Source organism: Pseudomonas protegens (assembly GCF_003732485.1).
Classification (GTDB): Bacteria; Pseudomonadota; Gammaproteobacteria; order Pseudomonadales; family Pseudomonadaceae; genus Aquipseudomonas; species Aquipseudomonas protegens_B.
The window spans coordinates 319,222-341,625 of record NZ_MOAK01000081.1; the positions used below are offsets into that span (position 1 = coordinate 319,222).

The following is a 22,404-nucleotide window of genomic DNA, read 5'->3' on the forward strand; positions in this document are numbered from 1 at the left end:
TGCGCTCATGTATCCATCTGGCGGACGCCTTCGCTGGCAAGCCAGCTCCTACACGGAAATGGCCTGGCCTGCGCCCCCAGCTGTAGGAGCCGGCTTGCCGGCGAAAGGGCCCGCTAGTTGTGCATCCATCTGACGAACGCCTTCGCCGGCAAACGGGGCGGGGTTACAAGCCGGCAGCGTCGATATCGATCAGCAACAGGCGCTGGCCGTTGTCGAAGAACTGGCCGGCAGTCAGGCAGTACTGGTTGCTGGTGGCGTCGCGGTAGGTGTTGGACAGGGTCAGGCGGCGCTCCTCCCAGCCTTCGGCCAGCAGGTGATAGAAGTACGGGCGCCAGGACCAGTTGTGGCCCACATAGCTGCTGTCGGCCTGCCAGCGGTTGTGGCGCCATTCCAGGTTGGGCGTCAGTTGGGTGCCGTGGCGGTCGCACTGGTAGAAACGCAACAGCCAGGGAAAGGCCTCCACTGCGGGCAGTTGGCTGATGGTGGCCTGAGCCTGGGCCCAGGCCTGCAACAGGTTCATCAGCTCTGCCAGTTGCTGGCGCATGCGCATCAGGCGGTTGCGTTCGGCCAGCTTGTGCCGCACATAGCGCTCCCGCAGGCGGGCGAAGGGCTGGACAAAGGCATCGCTGGCGAACAGCTGTTCCTCGGCCCGGGCAAACAGGAAGCCCTGTACATAACGGGAACCGCACTCCAGGGCGAAATCCAGTTCGGCTTCGGTTTCCACCCCTTCGGCGATGATCCAGCAGCCGGTTTTTTCCGCCATCTGTGCCAGGGCCTTGACCACATCGCTGCTGGGCCCGCCCCGGGCCGCGGCCTGAAACAGGCGCATGTCGAGCTTGAGGATGTCCGGTTGCAGCGCCAGCACCCGGTCCAGTTGCGAGTAGCCGGCGCCGAAATCGTCGATGGCGATTCGCGCCCCCGCCTGGCGATAGCGCGCCACCACCTCGGTCAGACGCTGGCTGTTGCCCCCCAGCTCGGTGATCTCGAAGACGATGCGTCGAGGATCGACATCGTTTTGCTGCAACTGCTTGAGGCTGGGCAATGGCTGGCCTGGCCGCAACCGACTGATCCAGCGTGGGGAAATGTTCAGGCTCAGGAACCAGTCCGCCGGGGCTTCGTGGAGGCGGCGCAAAGCATCGTCGCGGACCAGGCGATCAACGCGGCGCAAGGCGCTGGAAGAGTTGCGGGGATCGGCAAACAGCGGCCCCACCGACGCCAGTTGCCCATTGCCCCGGCGCAGGCGGCCCAGGGCTTCGACCCCGGCGATGCGCCCGGTAGCGGTATCGATGAATGGCTGGAAGCAGGCGAGCGGTTGCCCGTCGATCACAGGGCCTCCTTATCAGAGTCTTGTTGGTAGGAAGCTGTGGCTGTCGGTTAGACAGACAGGGGGTCAGGCTGTGTGAACTCTGCGGCGTTCGGCAATGCGGCGTTTTCACACATCCTTGGTCGGCCCCTGGGTAAAGGGGCCGATCCGGGATGCTTAGCAAGAATGCAGCCAGATCAGCAGATGCCGGTTGCAGGCCGGCTGCCGATGGTCGCTCAGGGTTTGCGCGAGGCGCCTTGCAGCGCCAGCCTGATCAGTGGCAACAGGCTGGTGCCCAGGCGTATCAGGCGGGTGAGGCTGCTGGTGCCGCCGCTTTTGGCACCCTTGCCGGTGATGAACCCCAGCAGGGTCACCGCCGCCACGCCCCAAAGTGGAGCGTGCTTGATGCCAAAGCCTTCCTGCCAGCTTTGCCCAAGGCCGCGAACCCGTTGCAGGGGTTGCAGCAATTGCTGGGACTCGTGACGGATTTCCTGGCGGTGCATTTCCATGCGCAGGCGGATCAGTACCTTGCGCATTTCCCGGCGTGAGGTGTTCTGTGGAATGTCCGGCAACTTCATGGCAGCAGGCGCTCCCGATCATTGGCCAGCTCTTCGAGCGTGGCGTGGAAGGGCGAGGATTCATCAAAGATCGCCGACTTCAGGCGCAGGCCGCAGAACAGTGCCGCCAGGGTATAGAACACGCACAGGCCGATGATCCCGGCCAGGCGATAGCTGTCCCACAGCAGGATCAGCACCAGCGCCGACAGCCCCACCAGCAACAGCAGGGCAAACACCAGGGCCAGGCCGGCGAACAGCAGCAGGCTTACGGTGCGCGCTTTCTGTTCCTGCAACTCGATGCCGAACAATTCGACGTGGCTGTGCAACAGGCCCAGGACTGCAGCTCCCAGGCGCCGCGAGGACGCGCTTGGACCGCTGCCGGACGAAGTGGATTCGCCGATAGCCATATCAGCGCCGCGTCGCCAGCAGGCCGATGAGAAAGCCGACGCCGGCAGCGATGCCGACGGATTGCCAAGGGTTGCTCTGTACATAGTCCTCAGCGGCGGTGACTGCAGCCTGGCCACGCTGGCGCAGGGAGTCCTCGGTCAGTTGCAGGGTTTCCCGGGCCTTGAGCAGGCTGTCGTGGATCTGCTCGCGCAATTCATCGGCCTGGTCGCCGGCCAGGGTCGCGGTGTGTTCCAGTAGACGCTCCGTGTCACTGACCAGTGCCTGAAAATCCGCCATCAGTACTTCTTGAGCCGTCTTCGCCGTTTTGCTGGCCATGGTTGTTTCTCCGTTGATTGCGTGTGTGAGCTATGAGTGTGAGCCCCGAGTGAAGGTTCACTGTAATTGTCTGGTACAGCTTTTGCTTTGTCCTGGTGCGCAAGACGTGAGGCTTGCGCCGAAAACGAGCAAGGGTGGCGCTGCAGCCCGCGTAAACCCTGGCCAAAAAAATCACAACCTCAGGTCAATCGCCTTCCCGTGGTTTCGCCTGCGGCCCCTGGCGCGCCAAAACGGTTCACCGACTACGCGTAATGACGCGTCCCGGAGCCAACTTGGTGCAAGGTCGGCCGTGGAGCCCGGGAGATGATGGCCGATTTCGGATCTGCCTACTCCATGGAAAATCTGCAAAGCGCTGTGGACACCCTGGTCCACGGTTCCAACACCCTGTTCATCCTGATCGGGGCGGTCATGGTCCTGGCCATGCACGCCGGTTTTGCCTTCCTCGAAGTGGGCACGGTCCGGCAGAAGAATCAGGTCAATGCACTGTCGAAAATCCTCAGCGACTTTGCCGTCTCGACTCTGGCCTATTTCTTTATAGGCTATTGGATCTCCTACGGCGTGAGCTTCCTGCAACCGGCGGCGGTGATCAGTGCCGACCACGGTTACGGTCTGGTGAAGTTCTTTTTCCTGCTGACCTTCGCCGCGGCGATTCCGGCGATTATCTCCGGTGGCATCGCCGAGCGTGCGCGTTTTGTGCCGCAATTGTGCGCCACGGTGCTGATCGTGGCATTCGTCTATCCGTTCTTCGAGGGGCTGGTGTGGAACGGCAACTTCGGGGTGCAAGCCTGGTTGCAACAGCATTTTGGCGCCAGCTTCCATGATTTTGCCGGGTCTGTGGTGGTGCACGCCATGGGCGGCTGGCTGGCGCTGGCGGCGGTGCTGTTGCTGGGGCCGCGCAACGGCCGTTATCGCGACGGCAAGCTGGTGGCGTTCGCGCCCTCGAGCATTCCCTTCCTGGCGTTGGGCTCGTGGATCCTGATTGTCGGCTGGTTCGGCTTCAACGTGATGAGCGCTCAGACCCTGCAAGGGGTGAGCGGGCTGGTGGCGGTGAACTCGCTGATGGCCATGGTGGGTGGCACCGTGGCGGCGCTGATCGTCGGCCGCAATGACCCGGGCTTCCTGCATAACGGGCCATTGGCCGGGCTGGTGGCGATCTGTGCCGGGTCGGACCTGATGCATCCGGTGGGCGCCCTGATGACCGGGGCGATTGCCGGGGCCTTGTTCGTCTGGTGCTTCATCGCCGCCCAGAGCCGCTGGAAGATCGACGATGTGCTCGGGGTCTGGCCGCTGCATGGCCTGTGCGGTGTGTGGGGCGGGATTGCCTGCGGGATCTTCGGCCAGAGTGCATTGGGTGGATTGGGCGGTGTCAGCCTGGCCAGCCAGTTGATTGGCACCGGCCTCGGGGTGCTGGTGGCGCTGCTCGGCGGATTCGCCGTGTATGGCGTGATCAAGGCCGTCTGCGGGCTGCGCCTGAGCCAGGAGCAGGAGTACTACGGCGCCGACCTGTCGCTGCACAAGATCGGTGCCGTGAGCCAGGACTGAGCGGCCACGGACCAGGGTCGCGAGCTGCTCAGGGCCAGGACGGGGCGGCTTCAACCGCCCTGCAGGCGTGCTTCGCCGGCCTCGATCGCGGCCTGGGTGCCGGACACCAGCACCCGGTCACCGGCTTGCAGGCGCGAGGTCGGGCTCAGGGGCAGATCGCGGCCATCGCGCTGTATTCCGCGCACATCCACTCCCAGCGCTTCCAGCCCCAGCTCATGCAGCACTCGGTTGCAGGCGTGGGCGTCGGCGTCGAGGTTTACCGCGTGCATCTGCACAGTGGGCGGTTCGTGATTGTCCTGGGTGCTGCTTTGCGCCCCATGGTAGAAGCCGTGCAGCAGGCGATAGCGGCTATGCCGCACCTCGTCCACGGTGCGTTGCACCCGTTGTTCCGGCAGGCCAAGCATGATCAGGGCGTGGGAGGCCAGCATCAGGCTCGACTCCAACAGCTCGGGCACCACTTCATTGGCGCCGGCGGCCTTGAGTTCCGCCAACTGGCTATCATCCCGGGTCCGTACCAGGATCGGCACATTGCGATCCAGGCGCCGCGCGGCCTTGAGTATATTCAGCGCTATGTCGGTCTTATCCACCGCAATCACCAGCAGTCGCGCCCGCTCCAGGCCTACCGCCGCCAGCAGGTCGCTGCGCCGGCAGTCGCCGTAATGCACGCAGCTTTCCGCCGCCGAGGCTTCCTGGACCCGCACCGGATCATCGTCCAGGGCGATGTAGCGCAGCTGCTCATGGCGCAGGAAGCGGCCGATGGATTGGCCGACCCGGCCATAACCGCAAATCAGTACGTGGCCCTGCAGCTCGGCATTCTGCGCGCTGATTTCCTCCAGTTGGGCGGCCTGGTTGGGCTTGCGGTGCAGGCGGGCGGTGATGACCGGTGCGGCGCGCAGCAGCAGCGGGGTCAGCAGCATGGAGCAGAAGGTGGCAGCCAGCAGCAGGCTGCTGATCTGCGACGGGATCATCTGGCTCAGTTGCATCTGCGCCATCAGGGCGAAGCAGAATTCACCACCCTGGGCCAGGGCCAGGCCGCTGCGCCAGGCGGTCTCGCCGTCACTGCCGCGCAGCTTGAGCAGGGCAGCCACCACCGAACCCTTGATCAGCAGCAGGGCCAGGGTCAGGCCGGTGATCAGCAGGGCGTGGTCGATGAACAGTTGCAGGTCGATGAGCATGCCGATGCTGACGAAGAACAGCCCCAGGAGAATGTCGCGGAACGGGCGGATGTCGGCCTCGATCTGATGCCGGTAATGGCTTTCCCCCAGCAACATGCCGGCGAGAAAGGCCCCCAGGGCCGGAGACAGGCCCAGCAGGTGGGTGAGCCAGGCGGTGAGCAGGACGATCACCAGGGCCAACAGCACAAAGAGTTCGGCGGAGTGCGAAGCGGCCACTTCATGGAACAGCCGGGGCAGCAGCCAGCGGCTGGCCAGCAGCAGGCCGAAGAACAGCACCACGGTCTTGCCCAGGGTCGCGGGCAGGGCCCAGTACCAGGCGTGCTCGCTGCTGCCGGCGAAGACCGGCACCAGGGTCAGCAACAGCACCGCCACCACGTCCTGGAACAGCAACACGCCGATGGCGTTCTGTCCGTGGCTGCTGAAGATCTCGCCGAGGCTGGTCAGCTCCTTGCTGACGATGGCGGTGGACGACAGGGCCAGGCCGGTGCCGAGCATCAGCGCTGCGGTCAGGGGCATGCCGAACAAGGCCAGGAGCACGCCGAGGATCAACCCGGTGCACAGCACTTGCAGGCTGCCCAGGCCAAACACCACGCGGCGCAGGGCGAGCATTTTCGACAGGGAGAATTCCAGGCCCAGGGAAAACAGCAGGAAGACCACCCCCAGTTCCGCCAGGTCCGGCAGGTCCTCGCTGTCATTGACCCAGTCCAGGGCGGTGGGCCCGACCATCAGCCCCACCGACAGATAGCCCAGGACCGGTGGCAGGCTCAGGCGCCGGAATAGCGCGATGACCACCAGTGATGAAGCGAGAATGATCAGCAGATTGGCAAACAACGGGCATCTCCGGACAAGGGGGCGGGTAGGGCAAAGCCTAGAGGCAAAAAGGCCGCGAGGATTACCCGGCTGGCGGTAAACGATTCTGACTCACGTCATTCTTTATCGAGAATGTCTCATATTCACGAGCCTTCGCTATGCTCAAGGCCTGTTGAGAAAAGCTGCGCTCGGGCGGGTGGACAGGTACCTGCCAGTGAGGAGCCGGAGAGATTTATGGAGCGTCTGTATTCGCTGCAAGGGTTGCGGGGCATCGCGGTACTGGGCGTGGTGCTGTTTCACATGATGTCGGTGGAGAGCAAGTACTCCGATGGCGACATCCTGTTGCCGGCATGGCTGGACTTCTTCCAGCTCGGGGTCGATCTGTTCTTTGTCATCAGCGGTTTCGTGATGGTCATCGTCAGCCGCGGACGCTTCCAGAAGAGCCTCGAGACCCAGCGTTTCCTGTTCAATCGCCTGTCGCGGATCTACCCGACCTATTGGTTGTACTTCTTCATCACCCTGGGGGTGTACCTGTGGCAGCCGGGGCTGGTGAACAGCAGCCATGGCGGCTCGAACCTGTGGCTGTCGTTCCTGCTGCTGCCCAATGACAAGGTGCTGCTGGTCATGGTGGCCTGGTCGCTGCTGTTCGAGTTGTGGTTCTACCTGATGTTCACGCTGTTCCTGTTCTTCAAGGAGCGGCGCCTGCCACTGATTCTGCTGCTTTGGGCGGTGGCGCTGGTGGTCTTCAACCTGTTGCAGAGCTGGCAGGATTACTCCCCGGCGCTGAGGATCATGCTGCATCCCTATGCTCTTGAATTCATGGCCGGCAGTGCCCTGGCGTTGTTTTTCTATGGGCCCTACAGCGCCAGGGTACCCACGGTGCTGGTCTGGGGCGCGTTGGCAGCGGCGTTGCTGGTGGGTGTGCCGCTGATCCATGGTTATCAGCTGTTCTTTACCGAGGGGTTGCCGAGAATGCTGGCGGTGGGGCTGACGTTTGGCACGCTGGTGCTGTCCCTGGCGCTGCTGGAACGGCGGCAGTTGATCCGAATACCTGGGTTTCTGACGGCTACGGGTGATATGTCCTACACCATCTATCTATCTCATCTGCTGGTGCTGGGGGTGGTTGGCAGGGCCTGGCAGGTGATCGGCTCCTGGCCTGCCAGTTATGTGGATAACCTGGTCTTCAGTGTGCTGATGATCACGGCGGTGGTCTGCTATGGCTGGGTGGGATACCAGTTCTACGAGAAACCGATCCTCGAGCGCGCCACGGCCTACTGCAAACGCCGCTTCAGCTCCACCCCCCAGCATAAACATTACGATCCGGTGTAACTGCCAGGGTTGATCCTGCTTATTCGGGTAGCCATCGATGCCGAAAGTCCTCAATGCAAATCTTGACGCCCTGAAAGTCCTGCTGGCGGTGATGGTGGTGGCATTGCACTGCAAAGTGTTGGGGGGCAACTACAACTGGGCAGGCTATGTGCTGTGCAATGGCCTGTTCCGGGTGGCGGTGCCGACCTTCTTCATCATCAACGGTTACTACCTGTACCAGACCCTCAGCGGCGGCCACTCCTTTGCCCACTGGTTCAAGCGTGGCCTGTTGATCTACCTGTTCTGGATGCTGGTCTACAGCCCGCAATACGTCGACCCGGCGACCATCCTCAGCCTGGGCGGGGTACTGGGCGTGGTGAAGAAGTTGCTGATCGGCTATTTCCACCTGTGGTACCTGCTGGGCATGCTCGGCGGCGGGGTGCTGTTGCTGGTGCTGCGCAACTGGGGTTCTGGGCCCCTGGCCGGCCTGGCGCTGCTGGCCTTCCTGAGTGGCCTGTGCCTGCAGTACACGCGGGTCTATTTCCAGTTGCCCAATGAGTTGGCCCAGCATTTCAACCAGAACGACTACACCGCGCGCAATTTCCTGTTCATGGGCTTTCCGTTCATGGCCATCGGCTTTCTCTGCGCCCGGCATCAACTGCCACGGCACCTCAGCCGGCGCAGCGTCTGGTGCTGGTTGATCCTGGGGCTGGGGGCGATCCTGGTCGAGGCGGGGTTGAACTTCGCGCTGCGGGCCGACGTCCAGCAGAACTTCGACTTTCTACTGTCGTTACTGGTGATCGCCCCGGCGCTGTTCTTGTTGCCGCTGGTGTACGTTCGGAGCAGCGAAAGCAATGTCGCCGCGAAGCTGTCTTCGGCGGTGTACTACGTGCACCCCTGGTTCATCTACGCTGCCCTGGCGTTGGGCATGGCCTACGGCAACCCGATGACGGGGCTGGTGCTGGTGCTGGCTTTTGGCGTGGCGCCACTGCTGATCCTGGCCAGCCGCCGGGTACGGTTCATTCTCTGAAGGTGTCGGGTCGACGGCTTTTTCTCCCGGGCCTAGAATAACGGCCTGTTCTTTTATGGTTGCACTGTCATGCCCCCTGAATGCCAATTGTTCGGCACCCTTGGTTGCCACCTGTGCGAACTGGCTGAAGCTGAATTGATGCCCCTGGTGGAGCACGGCCTGATGGTCGAGCTGGTGGACATTGCCGAGAGTCAGGAGCTGTTCGAAAGCTATGGCCTGCGCATCCCGGTGCTACGCCGGGTGGACAACGGCGCCGAGCTCGGCTGGCCCTTCGACGCCGAGCAGGTGGTGGCGTTCCTGCGCTGACGCTTGGCTTGCATCATCCGGGCGTCCGCCTGTCGCCCGTGGTCGGAATTCATTGGCGAGATCCGTCGATTCGTTTACTGTATGCATATACAGCTATCGAGGAGTCTCGCCATGTCTCTCACTTTCCTGACCGGTACCGAACGCTCACAGCCGTTGCCAGCCTGTTTTCTGGAACTGGGTGACAGCGGCTGCGCTTCCCTGGCCAATGAGCCCACCGGTAGCGGGTTTTCCCTGGATCGGACCCTGGGTCTGGGGGCTCCTCAGATCCATGGCCTGCTGGTGGACGACGACAACCTGCTGGGGTTCGGCATCTACCCTGGTGACAGGCTGATCGTCGATCGCTCGGCCGCCCCGGTGGTGGACCAGTACCTTGTGGTACGTCCTCAGGGCACCAATGAGTATTCGCTGCGCCTGCTGGCCCCCGATCCTCGTGGTGGCCTGTTGCTCAAGGCGGCGCGCCCTTCAATCCCCTCTCTGGTGCTGGATGAACTGGGCTCGATCGAGATTTGGGGCGTGGTGTTGTGGGTTGTCAGTTATGTGGGGCACAAGCAGCCCTGATGGATGTGGCGGACGCTTCAAACCGTTAAAGGAATAAATGATGGTCAATGTCGAACAACTGAAAAACAGCGTGAACAGCATGTCCACCGATGTGGTCCGCGAGGCGGTGCTTGAGTTGCGCCTGGATGGGTTGGTCACCGAAGGCAAGACGCCCTTCAACAAGCTGCACTTCAATACCTGTTTTGCCGAGATCGAAGCCCTGTTCCAACGTGGGGGGTACCACCGCCAACTGGATGTGGTGGGTTACCAGGGGCTGCTGTACGCACTCTACGATCCGGGCCGCTGGGAAGCGGTGGATGTGCTGCGCTGGCTCAAGGATTACACCGAGGCGGCGGCCCAGGCCAAGCAGTCCTGTGCCTGAAACCTTGGAAACTGTTCCTAGGTTCCTTGTGGCGGCTGTTGGATAATGCCGCCTTGCATTGATCCTTCGAGCTTTTGGTATGTCATCCGCACCTTTTTCCGCTGCACAGCATCAGGCCAGTACCTTGTACCTGCCCCCCGGCTCCTGGTCGACGGTGCTGGATTGCCTGTGTGATCACTTCAAGGCCATCAGTCGTGAACAATGGCTGGATCGTATCGTCCGTGGCCGGGTGCTGGATGGGCAGGGCCAGCCCATCAGCCTGGAGTTGGCCTATCGCGAGGGCCTGCGGATTCACTACTTCCGCGAGGTGCCGGACGAGAAGGTGATTGCGGTGGAGGAAACCATCCTCTACGCCGACGAGCACCTGGTGGTGGCGGACAAACCGCACTTTCTTCCAGTGACGCCGGCAGGGGAGTACGTCGAGCAGACCTTGCTGCGGCGCTTGATCCGCCGTCTGGACAATCCGCATCTGGTGCCCTTGCATCGCATCGACCGGCACACGGCCGGGCTGGTGCTGTTTTCCGCGAATCCTGACAGCCGTTCGGCCTATCAGGCGCTGTTTCCTACCCGCAGGATTGAAAAACGCTACGAGGCAATCGCCGCCGCCTTGCCGCATCTGGATTTTCCGCTGCTGCATAAAAGCCGGCTGGTGGACGGTGAACCCTTCTTCCGCATGCAGGAGGCAGAGGGGCCGAGCAATACCGAAACGGCCATCGAGGTCAGGGAAAAACACGGCGACCTGTGGCGCTATGCCCTGTATCCGGTGACGGGCAAGAAGCACCAGTTGCGGGTGCATATGAGTGCACTGGGAGCGGCAATCTGTAATGACCCGTTCTATCCCGAGGTACTCAAGGATGCCGAGGATGACTATGCCAGACCGCTGAAGCTGCTGGCCCAGGGCCTGCGTTTCATTGATCCGCTGACGGGGCAGGAGCGCGAGTTCGAAAGCCGGATCAGCCTGCAGTGGTGAATAGCTGTGGCGCACAACGAATAAAACCCGCACCAGGCGGGTTTTATTGCTTTCAGATCGACAACCGTCAGGTTTACAGCTCCTTGACGGTACGAACCTGGTCCTTGTTGATACGAGTCTGTTTGCCGTCCAGCTGTTCAAACTCGTAGAAGCCGGAATCCTTGTCGTATTTAGGGGTATCGACGGCCTGGATTTCGCGACCGTCATTCAAGGTGATCACTGTCGGCGAGGCGCAACCGGCGAGAGTGGCCAGGCCCAGTGCGAGCATGAGAGTGGCGAGGGTCCGTTGAGTCATTGTGTGTCTCCGAAATGAGTACTTTTGAGTGCTGGTCTTCAGACGTATACAACGTCTGCAAGTTCCTTGGCCAGGGACATTCTGCCACGTTGCCGGGCGGATCGCAGGCGTTGGCGGCTGCAGCTTAACTCACAGCGCCTGGTCGTCCACGGTCTGGCTTTCTCGACGCCAGGGCTGCTTGTGCCGGAAGTCCGGGGCAAGGTGAATGCCGGCCCCGCAGCGGCGCTGGAACAAAGCGCTGTGATATAACACCGGGCTGTGTCTCCTACCTCTGGATCGAGCCTATGAAAGCCAAGGCTGATGTACCTTTTGCTCCCCTGAACATTGCGGTGTTGACCGTCAGTGACACCCGCACCCTGGAAACCGACACCTCCGGCCAGGTTTTCGTCGAGCGCCTGGGCGCCGCGGGCCATCGTCTGGCTGCGCGGGTGTTGCTCAAGGACGATCTGTACAAGATCCGCGCCCAGGTCGCGACCTGGATCGCCGATGACGTGGTGCAGGTGGTGTTGATCACCGGCGGCACCGGTTTTACCGGTCGCGACAGTACTCCGGAAGCGGTGGTCTGCCTGCTGGACAAGCAGGTCGACGGTTTCGGCGAGCTGTTCCGGCAGATATCGGTGGCGGATATCGGCACTTCCACTGTGCAATCCCGCGCCTTGGCTGGTCTGGCCAATGGCACCCTGGTGTGCTGCCTGCCGGGCTCCACCAATGCGGTGCGGACCGGCTGGGACGGGATACTGGCCGAGCAGTTGGATTCACGGCATCGGCCGTGCAACTTCGTCCCTCATCTGAAACAGGCGGCGCCCTGTGAATCCCGTGGGTAAGCCGGGCAAGCAGGGGGCCTTGATGCCGGTGGAGGAGGCCTTGGAGCGTCTGTTGGCCATGGCCGAGGCGGCGCCCATTGTCGAACGTGAACGGCTGCCATTGGCCGCCAGCGAAGGCCGGGTACTGGCTGAGGCGCTGGTATCCAGCCTGGATCTGCCGCCTTGGCCCAACAGCGCCATGGATGGATACGCCTTGCGCCTGGAGGACTGGACGGGCGAGCCCTTGCCGGTCAGCCAGCAGGTTTTCGCCGGACAGTCCCCCGAGCCCTTGCAGCCGGGAACCTGTGCCCGGATCTTCACGGGCGCTCCGGTGCCCGCGGGTGCGGATTGCGTCGAGATGCAGGAAAACGCCCAGGTTCAGGACAATCAGCGAGTACGTTTTACCGAGCCACTGAAGCTCGGCCAGAACATCCGTCCCCAGGGCCAGGAAACCACCGTGGGCGAGCAGGTCCTGGCGGCCGGTACGCGCTTGGGGCCCATCGAGCAGGGTCTGGCGGCGTCCTTGGGATGTGCCGAGCTGGAAGTGCTGCGTCGAGTCCGGGTGGCGGTATTGTCCACCGGCGATGAACTGGTGGAGCCCGGTCGGCCTCTGGGGCCGGGGCAGATCTACAACAGCAATCGAGTGCTGTTGTGCAGTTGGCTGCAGCGTCTGGGTTGTGACGTACTGGACGCGGGAATCCTTCCCGACGACCTGGCCGCGACCCGTCAGCGCCTGGCGGAGCTGGGGAATGTGGACCTGATCCTGTCCACCGGTGGTGTCTCGGTGGGGGAGGCGGACTTTCTCGGCATCGCCCTGCGGGAAGCCGGCGAGCTGGCCCTGTGGAAACTGGCGATCAAGCCCGGCAAACCCCTGACCTTTGGACATTTTCGCGGGGTGCCGGTGATTGGCCTGCCGGGCAATCCGGCATCGACCCTGGTGACTTTCGCCCTGCTGGCCCGGCCTTATCTGTTGCGGCGCCAGGGTGTGCAGCAGGTGCAACCATTGAGTTTCCAGGTACCGGCCGGTTTTGTCTGGCCCCAGCCCGGCAATCGTCGCGAGTACCTGCGGGGACGCCTGGAGAATGGGCGGGCGATCATCTATCGCAACCAGAGTTCGGGCGTACTGCGCAGCGCGGCCTGGGCGGAAGGTCTGGTAGAGGTGCTGGAGGGCCGAACCCTGGAGGAAGGCGATTGGGTCAGCTTCATTCCCTTGAGTGAAGTGCTGGGTTGAGCGGACGCGGGCCCGGTGTAGCCCCGGGCCCGCGCCTCGCGGTTCAGCGCAGCAGTAGTAACAGCAGCAGGCCGAAACGGCTGTGCAAACCCCAGGTCACAAGGCCAGCCAGTATCGAGGCGGTGAGCGTAAACCAGGCCAGGCGCTTGAGTATCGATAACAGCCTGGAGCGAGGCGGGTACGGTTCGGGCGAGCGCGGCAAGTCGAACTCTCTGGCCGGTGGGCCTGCCAGCCAGGGGCTGTCCTTGATGCGGTTGAGCGGTGAATGCCCTCGTGGATAAAAAACCTTGTCGTTCATGACTGTGCACTTCCCTGTGTAAGGCGTCAGCGCCTGGCATGCACAGTCACTGATTGGCTCCGAAGGGTCAATTCAGGCAGTTCTCATTCTTCGGTCAGGAAATTCGCTTTAAGAGTCGGACGTGCTGTTCAGGCGTAGGGACTGTCCCAGTAGCGCTTGTACATGCCGAGGTTTTTCTTCAGGCCCAGGGGCAGATAGCGTTCCTGTTGGCTGAGTTTGTAGGCGACCAGTTTCACCCCGTTGCGCAGCAGCGACCCCGGCCATTGCCGCAGGCGCCGCGGGCCGAGGAACTGCAGTTCGGACTTGACGTAGCGCAGGCCCTCGCCGCCGGCACCGCCGAATGCCTGGCGAATCCAGGGCTCCCGGGCGTGGAACACACCGATGTCGAAGTAACGGCGAAACTCTTCCTTGAGGCTGTAGTTATGGGAGTGGCGGCAACAGGCGCGGCCTTCGTAGGCGACCTTCCAGCCGGCCAGGAGCATCCTGGCGCCCACGTACATGTCCTCGGACAGGATCACATGCTTGGGAAAACCACCGACCTGCATCAGCGCCTCGCGCCGATAGGCGGAGAAAGAGTTGGACATGAAGGCGGTCTTGATTCCGAGCGTTGGCACGTCCGCCAGGCTTTTCACCTGGGAGGTCGACGGGTAGTTGAACAGTCGCGCGTGGGTGGCCAGGGGACTGGCATTCAAGTGCGGCAGCTGGCGGCCGCACACAGCCCCCACTTGCGGGTCGGTGAAAGGCGCGACGATACGGGCGATCCCCTCGGTATCCTCCAGGTAGGCGTCCTGAGTCATGAACACGTAGACGTCGTAGTCGGGGTTGCGCTCCACCATCAGTTGCCGGGTTCCACCATGGTTGAAGTCGCGGCTGTCGATGCGTAGCACGCTGGGGCAGCGGGACAGCGCCAGCTCGTAGCTGCCGTCGCTGGAGCTGGAGTCGACGATCAGGGTATCGAACGCCGCGCTCTGGATGTCCAGGGAGTCCAGCAGCCGGGCCAGGTCCTGACGGCCGTTGTAGGTCGGGATCACACAGGCCACGCGCAGTGTCGACATTGTCCATGTCTCCGGTTCAGGTCAGGTTCGGCGCCAGGGCCGCAGCCAGGCCGCGAGGAGCAGCAACAGCAGCAGGCTACAGGCACTGCTCAACCCCAGTTGCCACCAGGTCGAGGTCAGCGGATGGAGGAACAACGCGGCCAGTGCCATACCGCCGATACCGATCAGCCAATGGCTGCGCCAGGGCACCAGTCCCAGCAGTTGCTGGCGTCGCATCAGCAGCAATCCGGTGAGAATCACGCCACAGATGGCCGCCAGGGCGATGCCGATCAAGCCGAAGAAGTACGGCAGCAAGGCCAGCAGCAAAGCGTTGAGCAGGCTGCCGGCGAGCTCGCACGCCAGGGGCATGCGTGTATCCCCCGCTGCGTAGGCGTAGCGGGCCAGCAGTGCGTTCCAGGCGCCGAACATCAGCGGCACCGAAAACCATGCCAGCAGTTCCGGCAGGGGGCTGCCGGCGGCCTGGTTGGGCAGTAGCAGATGTACCAGTGCCGCGGCTGCGCCGATCAACCCCACCACTGCCGGAATCGTCAACAAGGTGGCGCTGCTCAGGCCCTTGCGCAGCAGGCCCAGGCGCTGTTCGCCGGCGCTGCCGCTCATCAGTCCGAGCAGTACCTGGTTGAGGCTCATCAGGGCAATCAGCGGCAGGTTGATCAATTTGCGCGCCAGGTTGATCCAGGTGACCGCACCTTCCCCCAGCAGCGACGCGGCCATGCGCTCCAGCAGGGCCAGGCCCTGGCTGGCCAGGTTGCTGCTCAGCAGCGGGCCGATCCGTTGCAGCAGCTCGCGTCCGGCGCCGGGTGCGCCCTGAATCCGCCAGGGGCGCCAGCCGTCCCGCAGCAGGCTCGGCAGCAGCACCGTGGGCATCAGCACACTGCCCAGCACGCAGGCGGCCGCCAACCCGTCGGGGGTCGAATCATGATGAAAGCTGGCCAGGTAGATCACTGGCGGCAAGTTGAAAAGCAGCGAGCCCAGGCCGGCCAGGACGAAGCGCGCCCGGGCTTGCAACGGCACGCAGAACAGGCTGTGCAGGACAAAACCCGGTGCGCACCAGGCCAGCCAGTGCAAGCCATCGCTGGCCAGGGCGTAGCCGTCGCTGCCCAGTCCGGGGCCGATCAGGCGGACCCACAACGGCGCGCCGATGCTCAGGAACGCAGCCAGTGACAGCCCGCACAGCAGCAGGCGTGGGGCCAGGGCACTGAGCCAGGCCTGCCGATCCGGGGCCGAGCGTTGCTGATACAGGGGCAGCGCGGCGGCGCTGAGCAGGCCTGCGGCCAGGGCCATGCGCAAGGCTTCGGGCAGAAACATCGCCACCAGGAAACCGTCGCTCTGCCCCCCGGCGCCCCAGGCCGCCACCAGTAGCCATTCCCGGGCAAAGCCGGCGGCCAGTCCGGTCAGCGTGGCCAGGGTCAGCCACAGCGTCGCGCCGAACATGGGCCTGGCCTAGTGGAACAAAGTGAACAGGCCTTTGCCGCCCACTTTGTAGTTGAGGTTGCTGCAGCGCTCGCCTTTGATGGCCGCGTCCGGACCACTGACGATGGCATAGGGCGGCACCGGCTTGGACACCACCGACTGCCCGCCGACCACCGCGCCCTCGCCGATCTCGGCACCGAAGGACAGCAGGGCCCGGCTGGCGATCCAGGCGTAGTCATGGATATAGATCGGCCCGCCCACGGCCCAGAATTCCGGCTCCTTGAGGTCATGGCCGCCGGCGATGATCAGCACATGGGAGGCGATGGTCACATGGTCGCCGATGATCAGTCCGCCCCGGGCATCCAGTTGGCAGTGCCAGGCTACGGTGCTGTCCTGGCCGATGCGCAGGCTGTCGAGCCCAAGCACCTCGGTGTTGCGCCAGACGCTGGAGCCTTTGCCGATCTTCGCGCCGCCCATGCGCAGCCAGAACAGGCGCAGGGTGTGGCTGGGGATCTTGCAGATGAGGATGTTGTAGACCTGCTCCCAGACTCGCAGCATGCGGTCGCGCAGGGTCGGCCAGTTGATGCCGTACATGGGGATCAATGCGCCTTTGACCTCGCGGCCCAGCAAGGCATAGAAACGCCGGGGCAGAGGCGGCTCGATCTTCGACTCGATGTTCAGGTAGCTGATGTAGGTCAGCACGTTGCCTTTGAGCGGTTGTTCGAACACCACGTCGTTTTCCAGCATCCACTGATAGGCCGCCTCCAGTTCCTCAAGGCTCACGCCCATCTTTTGCGCATATTCAGGTAGTGCCTGCTTCAGGTTCTGCGAGTGGAAAAGGCGATGTTTCATGGGCGGATTCCTGAGGGAGGGGGGGCTGGAGTAACCCGTGGCACGGGTACCCCGGCCTTGAGCCGTAAACGCCTGGCTTCATGCAGATTGAGGCCCAGCAGCAGCCAGAACAGAGCGATCAACACCTGGGTAAAGCTGAAATAGTGGTCGAACAGGCCGCTGATCAGAGCGGCGCTGAGGCCGGCGCCGCTGCCGAGCCAGAGGGCGTTGTCGCGGTTCAACGGGACCTGCAGCCCGGTGCCGCGGGTTTCCCGCCACCAGCTCCAGATCACCGCGACGAACAGCAGCATGCCGGGCACGCCGATCTTGTAGATGAAGTTCAGCCACAGGTTGGAGATGCCCCACAGGCCGGTGCCCGGCACGGGAGGGTCGACCTTGAAGCCGATGCCGAAGGGGAACATCGCCATCGCCGCTGGGAAGTGCGAGTACTCGTCGACCCGCACGCTGGTGCTGGCATCGTTGGAGGAGAACAGGGTCAGCAAGCGATCCTGCAAAGGAGGGTAGGACATTAGCAGCAAGGCGCCGAGGACGAAGCCGCCCATCAGCATGCGCCCGGTGTAGGGCACGCGCTGACGGGCCATCCAGATCAGTACGATCAACAGACTCAGCAAGGCGCCCCGAGAACCGGAGAGCAGGAGCCCGGCAGCTCCAAGCAAGGCCACCGCCAGCCCCAGGTTGCGCTGCCAGCCGCTACGGGTCAGGCCGAAACAGAAGGCCAGGGGCAGAAGCAACGCCATGGCGCCGCCGGTGACGTTGGGGTGCATCCAGGGCGAGCCCATGCGATTGGCCAGGGCGCTGAGGCTGTCACCCAGCACAGCGATACCGCCGTAGCCGAGCTTTTCCAGGATCGGGGTCATGGCGGTGGCACTGCCGTTCTTCAGAAACACCGGAAGCGACAGCAGCAGGAGCAACAGGGTGCCCAGCAGCAAGCCGCAGACCAGTTGTTCCCGAGCCTTGGGTTCTTGTAGCAGACGCCGTACCAGGAACAGCGCCGACAGATTGAGCAGCCAGCGCACCCAGTTCACCGGTCCGTTGCCGTCGGCATGCACCGTCAGTTGACCGATCACGAACGGCAAGGCACTGAACGCCATCAGCGCCAGCAGCAGCTTTTCGGTGCGCAGCAGCCTGGGCGCAGGGGGCAGGTTGGAGAACAGTCCCTGGACCAGAATGCTGACCCAGACCGATAGCAGCAGGGCTTCGGAGATCGTGGTGCGCAGGCCGATCTGCACCGTCGAGTAAGGCAGGAATGTCGCCAGCACGGTGAACAGCAGCAGCCCGCGCAGGGGCTGGTGGACCACCGTCACCGCCGCCGCGATGCCGACCATCAGCACCAGCACCTTCAACGGTGGCAGCAGCCAGATCAGGACGCCGAAGACCAGGCTGAAGGTCAGCGCCAGCGGCAGAGCGATGGGCATTACCTGAGCTCCTCGAGCAGTTCATCGAAGCGCTGGCGATAGGCGCTCTCGGCGTAACCGGCGGCCCAGGCCTTGAGTGTCTCGGGATCTTCCGTCGGGGTACTGGCCAGTTGCACCATCAGCTGGCTCAGGGCGGTGCTGTCGGTCGGAGAGAAGCGCGGGCTGGAGGCCGGGGTGATTTCGTCCAGGGCCGAGCCACTGGCCACCGCCACCGGGGTGCCGACGCTCAGGGCCTCGATCACCGGCAGCCCGAAGCCTTCGGCGTAGGAGGGCTGCCACAGTCGCAGAGCCTTGAGGTAGACGGCATGTAGCTGGCGGTCGTTGATATCGCTGAGAAAGTGCAGGCCGTGCAGCGTTCGCAGCTCGCCGGGCAGGTGTTCCGGGGCGCCGATCAGCACCAGCTCTGGTACGTCGGGGGACTGCTGGCGGGCGGCCTGCCAGGCACCGACGAACCAGGGAATGTTCTTGCGCGGTTCGCGGGTGCCGACTGCCAGCCAGTAGCGCTCGGGAAGTTGCAGGTCGCTGATGTCGGCGGGTTCACCGTGAAAACCGCTGACCAGGTTGGGCAGTACCCGGACTTTTTCCCGGGCTCCCGGGAAGCGTTTCACCAGTTCGTCGGCGGTGTACTGCGAGGGCGTCCAGATCCGGTCTGCCTGCTTCACCGAATGAGCGATGGACAGCGTGTCGCTGAGCCCGTAGATCCGCTCCTTGAGCCGGGAGCCGTGGCTGTTGCTCAGGGTCAGCTGGAACAGGTCGTGCAGCTGCAGCACATAGCGCAACCCCTGGGGTTTCTTGCCCAGGGGCAGGCCCATGTTGAAGTTGCAGATGTACAGCTCGATGCCAGCTTCGCGCAGCGCGCCGGGGAGAAAGCCGCCCTCGAAGCGCAGGCGTCCGGGTAGCCGATGGACCCCCTGCAAAGGCGCGCCCCAGCGGGGACAGTGCACGCGACGGCGCAGGGGGTGGTCCTCGGGGGCCACGCCGAACAATTGCAGGCTGACCTCGGGGTTGGCTCGCAGGGCCTCTTCCAGTGCCAGGTTCTGCCGGCCGATTCCACTGTTGCTGTAGCCCGCGGCGGGGCGGTAATCCAGACCTATGCGCATACGGACACTTCTTCCTTGGCTGAGGGGAGTTGCTGGTAGACCGCTTCCAGTTGGGCGGCGGCAACGGTCCAGTCGTGTGCGGCCAGCACGTAGTCGCGTCCGGCATCGCCGATGCGTTGCAGGCGCTCGGGGTCGGCCAGGACTTCGGCGAGAATCTGCGCCAGGGCACCGGGGTCTTCGCTGCCCAGGTAGTGCCGGCCGTTTTCCACTTGCAGCCCCGAGCTGCCCTGGGCCGTCGTGACCACCGGCAAGCCGGCGGCCATGGCTTCCAGTACCTTGAGCTTGGAGCCGCCGCCCTGGCGCAGAGGGGCGAAGAACAGCGCCGAGCGTCGTTGCAGGTCCCGCAGGTCGGGAACGAAGCCTTGCCACTCGATGCGCGGGTCCGGCCAGCGCTGGCGAAAACTGTCCGGCAGGGCGTAGCCGCAGATGGCGAAGCGTACGTCCGGGTTGAGCGCCCAGAGGCGCGGCAGGATGTCTTCCAAGGCCCATTCCACCGCGTCCAGGTTGGGGCTGTATTCGTAGTTGCCGATAAACAGCAGGCGCTGACTGCTCAGGTCCGGCTGGACGGAGGCGTAGTGTCCGCAGTCGACGCCGTTGACCACCACTGCGGCAGGCTTGCCGCTCAGTCGGGCCAGGGTCAGGGCATCCTGTTCGGTGACGGCGATGACTTGGGTCGCCTGCTGGAACACCCGACGCTCCCAGCGCCGGTAACGCCACTGGTCATACAGGGTGAAGGGTTTCGACCAGGCCGGCAGGCGGTCATAGCTGGCGGCGCCCAGGGCCGATTCGACGTTGTGCTCGGTGAGGACGAAGTCCCGCTGCAATTGCTGCAGCGGTTGTTCAAAGGGCTGGAAACTGTAGCTGTGTTCGATCTGGATCACGTCCCAGGGCTCGCCCAGCAGTTGGCGAAAACACTGTTGCAGCGGCCCTGCCAGGCCATTGACGTCGGCCAGCATCGGATAGGGCGCGAACAGTACCGAGAGCAGGGTCTTGAGGCTGCGCAAGGGGCGCCGGGGCAGCACGATCAGACGTTCCAGCCAGGGCTCCAGGGCGGCGCGGGTGGCCTCGTCCAGCGGGGTTTTCGATTGCACCAGCAAGGTGATGCGATGTCCGCGGGCAGCCAGGGCCCGCAGCAGGTGATATTGCCGGGTCTTGCCGCCGCTGGTGGCGGGCCAGGGCAGGTAGGGCAGGGTCCAGAGGATCTTCATGTTCACCACACCAGGAGTTGCAGGCTGGTTTTCAATGGCACGCTGAGGCCTTGCGGCCCCCTCAAGTCGGTACGGGTTCCGGCAAGTGGGTCGAACAGCGCGGCGGTGCTGGGCCCGGGAATCTGCACGCTGCCGCCGCTGGCACTCCAGAACATCCAGACATGGGAGCCGTCGGGGCGGGTCCAGGCGATGCTGTACAGATCGCTTGGGGCGTTGCTCAGCGGCGGAGGGTCGTCCGGGGTCAGGCTGGGGCCGGTGACGTCGAGAAAGCGCTTGAGGGCGGCGTACACCGGCTTGGGATCGCCCGCCAGGTCCACCAGGCCGTAGGACTGGTCCCGGTTGCTGGCGCGGGCATCAAGGTCGCTCAGGTTGAACAGGAAGATTCGCTGGTAGTCCATGGTCGCCATCAGCGCCAGGCGTCGCAGGGTGTAGTCGGCCTGGCCGTTGACGCCGATCATCGCCTGCATTTCACGCTCGCCGCTGGTGTAGCTCGACCAGCCCCACTCGGTGGCCCAGACCTGTTGCACGCCGTGGCCGTGCAGGGCGTTGTTGAGGAAGTTGCCCCGTACCAGGAAGTCCTTGGCCGCGGCGTCATCGCCTTCCGGATACTCGGAATAGGGGTGGTAGGCGGCGATCAGATTCTCATTGCCCAGGCCCTGCTCCAGCAGGTCCTCGAGCATCAGCCCCGGGGTGCTGCGCATCTGGCTGTAATAGGCCATGCCGGCGGTGGCCACGGGCTTGCCGGGAATGGCCGAGCGGATCGCGTTGGTGGTGGTCTCGAGCAAGCGGTCATAGGCGTCCGGGTCTGCCTTGGGCAGCCAGACGATATTGGGCTCGTTCCACACCTGCCAGGTGTTCACCTGGGGATAGCGCTGGGCGAGCATGCGCATGCGCTGGGCGAAGACGTTGAAGTCCTTGGGCGGGTACTGGTCGGAAGGGCTGGCGCCGGCGGGAATGTTGGCGGCAAAGGGGGCCGAGCCCACCAGGTAGGCCAGGATGTTGTACTGGCGGCTCTGCATGGCCGTCATCGCGCCATCCAGGGCATCGAGTTGCAGGTCGTTTTCGCTGGGCTCGATCATCGCCCAGTGAATCGACAGGCGGACCCAGTTCAGGCCCAGGGCATCGAGGCGATCCATCTGTTTCTGATAGACGCTGGGAGAGAAATACTGGAACTGGGCGTTGACCCCGAGAAAGTCCTTCCACACTACCGGTCGCGGTGCCCGCAGGTTGTTGTCCGCCAGGGCCGGCCAGGCCAGGCAGGCCAGGATCAGCAGCACGCTGCCCGATCTACGTAGCCTATACATGTGCAGCGTCTCCACAGGCATCCGCGAACACCCGGGCAAAGCGTTCGGCGGTATGGCTCCAGACCCGTCGGGCACCTATCACCCCGGCGTGTTCGGCCCAGCGCTCCACCCGTTCGGGGCTGGTGCACAGGTGGCTGAGCTCGGCGGCCAGGGCCGCGACGTTGCCCTGGGGAAAGATCACACCGTTGTCCTGGGCCACTTCTTCGGCGAAGGAGCGGGCGTCGGAGGTGATGGCCCCGCGTCCGCAGGCCACCGCCCAGGACAGGGCGCCGCTGGTGCCGCGCAGCTTGCCCAGGACCTTCAGCTTGCTCGACTCCCGATAGGGCAGGACCATCACATGGTGGGCCTGTATCACCTTGGGGATGTCCGTGGCCGGCAGGTCCAACTGCCAGTCGATGTTGTCCTGCAGATTCAGGCGCTGGATGTGCTGGCGCAATTGCTCGAGGTAGCTGCCGACGCTGCCGAAGGCCATTTCCGGCTCACTGCCGCCGGCCAGGGTCAGGCGCAGGTTCTGGCGCATCCCGGGTTGCTGGGCGAAGGCCATGGCCAGGGCGTCCAGCAGGTCCTCGATGCCCTTGCCGCGGTAGATGAAACCGAAATACAGCAGCTTCAAGGGCGACAGCGGCGGCAGCGGCTGTGCCGGGATCGCCAGGTTGCCGTGGGGGATCACCACCATCTGCTCCGCTCGCAGACCCATGCGTTGGCGCAGGCACTCACCACCGGCGTGGGTCAGAGTGATCAGCCGGTTGAGGCTGCGGGCCAGTTGTTTTTCCTCGTACAGGCAGATCGG

24 protein-coding genes are annotated in these 22,404 nt (G+C 63.9%); 9 read left to right on the forward strand and 15 right to left on the reverse strand.

Annotated elements, in window-relative coordinates; genetic code table 11:
• Positions 1-163: 163 nt before the first annotated feature.
• From BLX41_RS25305 to BLX41_RS25320, 4 genes are all read right to left on the reverse strand, one after another.
• Positions 164-1,327 (reverse strand): EAL domain-containing protein, encoded by a 1,164-nt coding sequence (locus BLX41_RS25305; protein WP_123727080.1) that lies wholly within the window; start codon positions 1,325-1,327, stop codon positions 164-166.
• Between the two features lie 212 nt (positions 1,328-1,539).
• On the reverse strand, positions 1,540-1,881 hold the full coding sequence (locus BLX41_RS25310; RefSeq protein WP_102860921.1) for a hypothetical protein: 342 nt from the start codon (positions 1,879-1,881) through the stop codon (positions 1,540-1,542).
• Positions 1,878-2,267, reverse strand: a complete 390-nt coding sequence (locus BLX41_RS25315; RefSeq protein ID WP_123727081.1) for a phage holin family protein — start codon at positions 2,265-2,267, stop codon at positions 1,878-1,880. The genes BLX41_RS25310 and BLX41_RS25315 overlap by 4 nt, the downstream gene beginning before the upstream one ends.
• Position 2,268: 1 nt before the next feature.
• Positions 2,269-2,583 carry an ElaB/YgaM/YqjD family protein gene (locus BLX41_RS25320; protein WP_011062506.1) on the reverse strand — a complete coding sequence of 105 codons (315 nt, stop codon included), beginning with the start codon at positions 2,581-2,583 and terminating at the stop codon, positions 2,269-2,271.
• 333 nt (positions 2,584-2,916) lie between these two features.
• Between BLX41_RS25320 and BLX41_RS25325 the strand changes: the two genes are divergently transcribed.
• A complete protein-coding gene (locus tag BLX41_RS25325; protein ID WP_123727165.1) occupies positions 2,917-4,125 on the forward strand; it encodes an ammonium transporter in 1,209 nt (402 codons plus the stop codon).
• Positions 4,126-4,175: 50 nt separating this feature from the next.
• On the opposite strand, the gene BLX41_RS25330 is transcribed toward BLX41_RS25325, so the two are convergent.
• Entirely contained in the window at positions 4,176-6,131 is a 1,956-nt protein-coding gene (locus BLX41_RS25330; RefSeq protein ID WP_123727082.1) for a monovalent cation:proton antiporter family protein, read from the reverse strand.
• Between the two features lie 213 nt (positions 6,132-6,344).
• On the opposite strand from BLX41_RS25330, the gene BLX41_RS25335 reads away from it, so the two are divergent.
• The 6 genes from BLX41_RS25335 to BLX41_RS25360 all read left to right on the forward strand — a co-directional run bounded on the left by BLX41_RS25335 (position 6,345) and on the right by BLX41_RS25360 (position 10,643).
• The gene (locus BLX41_RS25335; RefSeq protein ID WP_123727083.1) at positions 6,345-7,439 is read left to right on the forward strand and encodes an acyltransferase family protein; all 1,095 of its coding nucleotides are present in this window, start codon (positions 6,345-6,347) and stop codon (positions 7,437-7,439) included.
• Positions 7,440-7,476: 37 nt separating this feature from the next.
• Positions 7,477-8,448 (forward strand): acyltransferase family protein, encoded by a 972-nt coding sequence (locus BLX41_RS25340; protein WP_123727084.1) that lies wholly within the window; start codon positions 7,477-7,479, stop codon positions 8,446-8,448.
• Between the two features lie 69 nt (positions 8,449-8,517).
• Complete coding sequence (locus BLX41_RS25345; protein WP_102860924.1) at positions 8,518-8,754, forward strand: glutaredoxin family protein; 237 nt, start codon at positions 8,518-8,520, stop codon at positions 8,752-8,754.
• Positions 8,755-8,865: 111 nt separating this feature from the next.
• Entirely contained in the window at positions 8,866-9,312 is a 447-nt protein-coding gene (locus tag BLX41_RS25350) for a S24 family peptidase (RefSeq protein ID WP_123727085.1), read from the forward strand.
• Positions 9,313-9,352: 40 nt separating this feature from the next.
• Positions 9,353-9,673, forward strand: coding sequence for a transcriptional regulator (locus tag BLX41_RS25355; RefSeq protein ID WP_123727086.1), 321 nt, complete (start codon positions 9,353-9,355; stop codon positions 9,671-9,673).
• Positions 9,674-9,752: 79 nt separating this feature from the next.
• Positions 9,753-10,643 carry a pseudouridine synthase gene (locus BLX41_RS25360; RefSeq protein WP_123727087.1) on the forward strand — a complete coding sequence of 297 codons (891 nt, stop codon included), beginning with the start codon at positions 9,753-9,755 and terminating at the stop codon, positions 10,641-10,643.
• 73 nt (positions 10,644-10,716) lie between these two features.
• On the opposite strand, the gene BLX41_RS25365 is transcribed toward BLX41_RS25360, so the two are convergent.
• Positions 10,717-10,938: a YgdI/YgdR family lipoprotein gene (locus BLX41_RS25365; RefSeq protein WP_015636515.1), complete on the reverse strand. Its 222-nt coding sequence runs from the start codon at positions 10,936-10,938 to the stop codon at positions 10,717-10,719.
• A gap of 284 nt (positions 10,939-11,222) precedes the next feature.
• On the opposite strand from BLX41_RS25365, the gene moaB reads away from it, so the two are divergent.
• Positions 11,223-11,762: a molybdenum cofactor biosynthesis protein B gene (moaB, locus tag BLX41_RS25370; protein ID WP_123727088.1), complete on the forward strand. Its 540-nt coding sequence runs from the start codon at positions 11,223-11,225 to the stop codon at positions 11,760-11,762.
• Positions 11,763-11,784: 22 nt separating this feature from the next.
• Positions 11,785-12,972: a molybdopterin molybdotransferase MoeA gene (locus BLX41_RS25375; protein ID WP_185073786.1), complete on the forward strand. Its 1,188-nt coding sequence runs from the start codon at positions 11,785-11,787 to the stop codon at positions 12,970-12,972.
• Positions 12,973-13,015: 43 nt separating this feature from the next.
• Here BLX41_RS25375 and BLX41_RS25380 read toward each other — a convergent pair whose 3' ends face one another.
• The 9 genes from BLX41_RS25380 to BLX41_RS25420 all read right to left on the reverse strand — a co-directional run.
• Positions 13,016-13,270 (reverse strand): hypothetical protein, encoded by a 255-nt coding sequence (locus tag BLX41_RS25380; RefSeq protein ID WP_123727090.1) that lies wholly within the window; start codon positions 13,268-13,270, stop codon positions 13,016-13,018.
• 128 nt (positions 13,271-13,398) lie between these two features.
• Positions 13,399-14,325 (reverse strand): glycosyltransferase family 2 protein, encoded by a 927-nt coding sequence (locus BLX41_RS25385; RefSeq protein ID WP_123727091.1) that lies wholly within the window; start codon positions 14,323-14,325, stop codon positions 13,399-13,401.
• 21 nt (positions 14,326-14,346) lie between these two features.
• Entirely contained in the window at positions 14,347-15,756 is a 1,410-nt protein-coding gene (locus tag BLX41_RS25390; protein ID WP_123727092.1) for a lipid II flippase MurJ, read from the reverse strand.
• A 9-nt stretch (positions 15,757-15,765) separates the two neighbouring features.
• On the reverse strand, positions 15,766-16,587 hold the full coding sequence (locus tag BLX41_RS25395; protein ID WP_123727093.1) for an acyltransferase: 822 nt from the start codon (positions 16,585-16,587) through the stop codon (positions 15,766-15,768).
• Positions 16,584-18,002: an O-antigen ligase family protein gene (locus tag BLX41_RS25400; protein ID WP_123727094.1), complete on the reverse strand. Its 1,419-nt coding sequence runs from the start codon at positions 18,000-18,002 to the stop codon at positions 16,584-16,586. Before BLX41_RS25400 ends, BLX41_RS25395 begins: the two co-directional genes overlap by 4 nt.
• Positions 18,002-19,102, reverse strand: a complete 1,101-nt coding sequence (locus BLX41_RS25405) for a glycosyltransferase family 4 protein (RefSeq protein WP_123727095.1) — start codon at positions 19,100-19,102, stop codon at positions 18,002-18,004. Before BLX41_RS25405 ends, BLX41_RS25400 begins: the two co-directional genes overlap by 1 nt.
• Positions 19,093-20,310, reverse strand: a complete 1,218-nt coding sequence (locus BLX41_RS25410; RefSeq protein WP_123727096.1) for a glycosyltransferase family 4 protein — start codon at positions 20,308-20,310, stop codon at positions 19,093-19,095. The genes BLX41_RS25405 and BLX41_RS25410 overlap by 10 nt, the downstream gene beginning before the upstream one ends.
• A gap of 2 nt (positions 20,311-20,312) precedes the next feature.
• On the reverse strand, positions 20,313-21,614 hold the full coding sequence (locus tag BLX41_RS25415) for a cellulase family glycosylhydrolase (protein WP_123727097.1): 1,302 nt from the start codon (positions 21,612-21,614) through the stop codon (positions 20,313-20,315).
• Positions 21,607-22,404, reverse strand: a 798-nt coding sequence (locus tag BLX41_RS25420) for a glycosyltransferase (protein ID WP_259745165.1), incomplete at its 5' end; no start/stop codon positions are given. The genes BLX41_RS25415 and BLX41_RS25420, both read right to left, overlap by 8 nt.

Excerpts from the sequence above, each read along its gene's own strand:
- BLX41_RS25410 (WP_123727096.1), bottom strand. The coding sequence starts at position 20,310 with ATGAAGATCCTCTGGACCCTGCCCTACCTGCCCTGGCCCGCCACCAGC.
- BLX41_RS25385 (WP_123727091.1), bottom strand. The coding sequence starts at position 14,325 with ATGTCGACACTGCGCGTGGCCTGTGTGATCCCGACCTACAACGGCCGT.
- BLX41_RS25345 (WP_102860924.1), top strand. The coding sequence starts at position 8,518 with ATGCCCCCTGAATGCCAATTGTTCGGCACCCTTGGTTGCCACCTGTGC.
- BLX41_RS25310 (WP_102860921.1), bottom strand. The coding sequence starts at position 1,881 with ATGAAGTTGCCGGACATTCCACAGAACACCTCACGCCGGGAAATGCGC.
- BLX41_RS25355 (WP_123727086.1), top strand. The coding sequence starts at position 9,353 with ATGGTCAATGTCGAACAACTGAAAAACAGCGTGAACAGCATGTCCACC.
- BLX41_RS25350 (WP_123727085.1), top strand. The coding sequence starts at position 8,866 with ATGTCTCTCACTTTCCTGACCGGTACCGAACGCTCACAGCCGTTGCCA.
- moaB (WP_123727088.1), top strand. The coding sequence starts at position 11,223 with ATGAAAGCCAAGGCTGATGTACCTTTTGCTCCCCTGAACATTGCGGTG.
- BLX41_RS25320 (WP_011062506.1), bottom strand. The coding sequence starts at position 2,583 with ATGGCCAGCAAAACGGCGAAGACGGCTCAAGAAGTACTGATGGCGGAT.
- BLX41_RS25380 (WP_123727090.1), bottom strand. The coding sequence starts at position 13,270 with ATGAACGACAAGGTTTTTTATCCACGAGGGCATTCACCGCTCAACCGC.
- BLX41_RS25340 (WP_123727084.1), top strand. The coding sequence starts at position 7,477 with ATGCCGAAAGTCCTCAATGCAAATCTTGACGCCCTGAAAGTCCTGCTG.
- BLX41_RS25360 (WP_123727087.1), top strand. The coding sequence starts at position 9,753 with ATGTCATCCGCACCTTTTTCCGCTGCACAGCATCAGGCCAGTACCTTG.
- BLX41_RS25365 (WP_015636515.1), bottom strand. The coding sequence starts at position 10,938 with ATGACTCAACGGACCCTCGCCACTCTCATGCTCGCACTGGGCCTGGCC.
- BLX41_RS25375 (WP_185073786.1), top strand. The coding sequence starts at position 11,785 with ATGCCGGTGGAGGAGGCCTTGGAGCGTCTGTTGGCCATGGCCGAGGCG.
- BLX41_RS25395 (WP_123727093.1), bottom strand. The coding sequence starts at position 16,587 with ATGAAACATCGCCTTTTCCACTCGCAGAACCTGAAGCAGGCACTACCT.
- BLX41_RS25415 (WP_123727097.1), bottom strand. The coding sequence starts at position 21,614 with ATGTATAGGCTACGTAGATCGGGCAGCGTGCTGCTGATCCTGGCCTGC.
- BLX41_RS25405 (WP_123727095.1), bottom strand. The coding sequence starts at position 19,102 with ATGCGCATAGGTCTGGATTACCGCCCCGCCGCGGGCTACAGCAACAGT.
- BLX41_RS25335 (WP_123727083.1), top strand. The coding sequence starts at position 6,345 with ATGGAGCGTCTGTATTCGCTGCAAGGGTTGCGGGGCATCGCGGTACTG.
- BLX41_RS25325 (WP_123727165.1), top strand. The coding sequence starts at position 2,917 with ATGGAAAATCTGCAAAGCGCTGTGGACACCCTGGTCCACGGTTCCAAC.
- BLX41_RS25315 (WP_123727081.1), bottom strand. The coding sequence starts at position 2,267 with ATGGCTATCGGCGAATCCACTTCGTCCGGCAGCGGTCCAAGCGCGTCC.
- BLX41_RS25390 (WP_123727092.1), bottom strand. The coding sequence starts at position 15,756 with ATGTTCGGCGCGACGCTGTGGCTGACCCTGGCCACGCTGACCGGACTG.
- BLX41_RS25400 (WP_123727094.1), bottom strand. The coding sequence starts at position 18,002 with ATGCCCATCGCTCTGCCGCTGGCGCTGACCTTCAGCCTGGTCTTCGGC.